The following is a 2,285-nucleotide window of genomic DNA, read 5'->3' as shown; positions in this document are numbered from 1 at the left end:
GTCGTGCCGAGGGACGGTCCCAGGATCAGGACCGGCGCGTCTTCGGGCCCGTCAAAGCGGTATTGCAGGGGAAGCGGGTCGTCGCGTCCAGAGGGACCGCATCCTCAGGGGCTGACGTGCCGGCTCTCGTCCTTACGGCTCTCGTCGGCCGCAGGAGTGCCCAGCCAGCGTGGGAACGGGCCCGAGACAGCCGTGACCTGGCCGAGGCCGATTCCGGCGACGATCACGCAGCACGCCGCGATCAGCCACGAGAGCAGCGTGAAGACGTAGCCGAGCGACCCGAAGTGCTCGAGGCCCCGTTTCATGGCCGCGGGCATGAACAATCCCGACAGATAGGCGAACGTCACCATGCCGACGCCCGTCAGCACGGCTCCCGGCAGCAGCGGCGCCCACCGGATGCGCGCACCGAGCAGCAGATGCTGCGTCCACCACCACAGCAGCACGGCCGTCACCAGCGAGAGCAGCACTCCGAGCCAGGTGCCGGCCCCGAAGCCGTGGCGCAACGGGGACTGGAACAGCACCGCGGTCAGCCACCCCGCCAGCCACACCAGCCAGCGCCAGGCGGTCACCCGTGCGCCCCCCTTGGGCAGATCCCAGCAGCGTTCGCACACCTGCTGCAGGGCGCGGCTCAGTGCGGTCGCCGAGATGAGCGCGACGACGAGGCCGACGCCTCCGTAGGTGTCCTTCGTGACGCCTTGGGCGGTGAAGGTCTGCTCGATCGTGTCGACCGGTGCGTCCTCGCCCAGCAGAGCCTGAACGGAGTCGGCCAGCAGGTCCTTGACGCCACTCGGTGCCAACGCGGCCACGACGATGAGCAGCGGCAGCGCGGCCAGGAAGAGCTGGGCCGCAAGCCGCGCGCTGGCGTCCATCCAGCGCACGCTGATCAGCCGTGCGAGCATCCGCCCGACCAGCGGTGTCCGCCGGGGGAACTCCTGGGCCGCCCTGGCCCAGTCCCGGAGCTGCTTGCGGTTCACGGTCCATTCGTCGCACAGAAAGGCCGCCACCGCCTTCAGAGGGCTCGCGTCAGGTGCGCTTCATACGGGTGAATGAGCTGCCGCAGTAGATCGACAAGGCAGCAGGGCGCGGTCGGTTGGCTAGCCTGCGGCGGGTGAAGGACGGCGAGTCAGCGGGGCGTCGCACTCCTGGCGCCGCCAGGAGGCTGTTGCGTACGGTCCGCGCGGATCCCCGGCACATGCCGGAGCGGATGGCCGTGTTCGCGGTCGAGTACCTCGGCCCGCCGGCCGCGGAATGGGTCGCCCGGCGACGGTCCGAGCAGCCGGCGGGTGCCGCGGCCACCGATGAACTGCGCATCCAGGTGGTCCACCGGGGCGTTCGCTCATCTGTCGCGGAAGGCTCCTTCCTGGGCGGGCCGTTCATGGCGCTGCTGCCGATCGCGTTCTGCGGAGCGCTGCTCGCCCAGTTCCGGATGGTGCTCGAACTCGCGGCCCTGTCCGGTCTCGACCCCAGGGACGACACGGTCGTGGCCCACCTGCTCGTCATCCAGGGCGTCCACCCGACCGTCACCGAGGCGGAGGCGGCACTACGCGAGGCGCGGTCCGCCGTCGTGAGCGGCGGGGCCAGGGCCAGTTGGTGGAGCACCGTCAGGAGACAGGCCTACCTCATCGGTCTGGTCGCGCCTCAGGACCGGCCGCGCGGGAAGCTTCGAAGGGCCGCGGTGTGGGCGGGCACGGTCGCGCTGGTCCTCATCGGCACCGTGGTGCCGTTCGTCTGGATCCCGGTGTGCGCGGAGATGTACCGGCGCGCGACCAACCAGCTCGCCGTGGTCGCCGCACGGTACTTCGCGCTGCACGGGGGCACGGATGTGCTGCCGCCGGGCAGCCCGGCGACGCGGCGTGCCACCGTGCGCCCGGGATTCCTGCTGGCGACCGTGCGGGTGCTGCTGGCGTGCACGGTGCCGGTCGTGATCGCGGTGGTCGTACTGGCCACCGACATCCGCGTCGCCGACGAGCACTGGAGCACGGTGCTGCTCGCGTTCCTCGCCGTCTCCGCGGTGGCCGCGCTGGTGTGGTACCGGCGCCGCCGCTGACTCAGCCGCGCGCCAGCGCCAGATCGCGCAGCCGCCGCCAGTCCAGGCGCGACCGCGGCCGGGACACGCCGGGGCGGTGGCGCGGGACGCGCACGCGCAGCGCCCGGGGACGGCTCACGACGGTCACGGGCGTCGGGAAGGACAGCGCCTCGCCGGGGGGGGGGGGCCCGCCGCCGGGGGGCCCGCGGAGCGGGACGTGGCCGCCGACCTGGACCGGGGCGTCGCCGCGGAGTACGCG

The 2,285-nt window shown here is 72.6% G+C and carries 2 protein-coding genes and 1 pseudogene; 1 reads left to right on the top strand and 2 read right to left on the bottom strand.

Translation table 11 applies throughout. The features are described from left to right. Positions 1–104: 104 nt before the first annotated feature. Entirely contained in the window at positions 105–974 is an 870-nt protein-coding gene (locus tag ACFWY6_RS45100) for a YhjD/YihY/BrkB family envelope integrity protein (protein ID WP_384703655.1), read from the bottom strand. Between the two features lie 188 nt (positions 975–1,162). Between ACFWY6_RS45100 and ACFWY6_RS45095 the strand changes: the two genes are divergently transcribed. After that, the gene (locus ACFWY6_RS45095) at positions 1,163–2,047 is read left to right on the top strand and encodes a hypothetical protein (protein ID WP_384703652.1); all 885 of its coding nucleotides are present in this window, start codon (positions 1,163–1,165) and stop codon (positions 2,045–2,047) included. Position 2,048: 1 nt separating this feature from the next. Here ACFWY6_RS45095 and ACFWY6_RS45090 read toward each other — a convergent pair. After that, a pseudogene (locus tag ACFWY6_RS45090) lies at positions 2,049–2,285 on the bottom strand (hypothetical protein); the annotation flags it as partial.

The sequence above is a fragment of the Streptomyces sp. NPDC059037 genome, assembly GCF_042740015.1.
In the GTDB taxonomy this organism is placed as follows: Bacteria; Actinomycetota; Actinomycetes; order Streptomycetales; family Streptomycetaceae; genus Streptomyces.
Note: the sequence above shows the minus strand (reverse complement) of the source record. Positions and strands in the feature narration are given on the sequence as shown.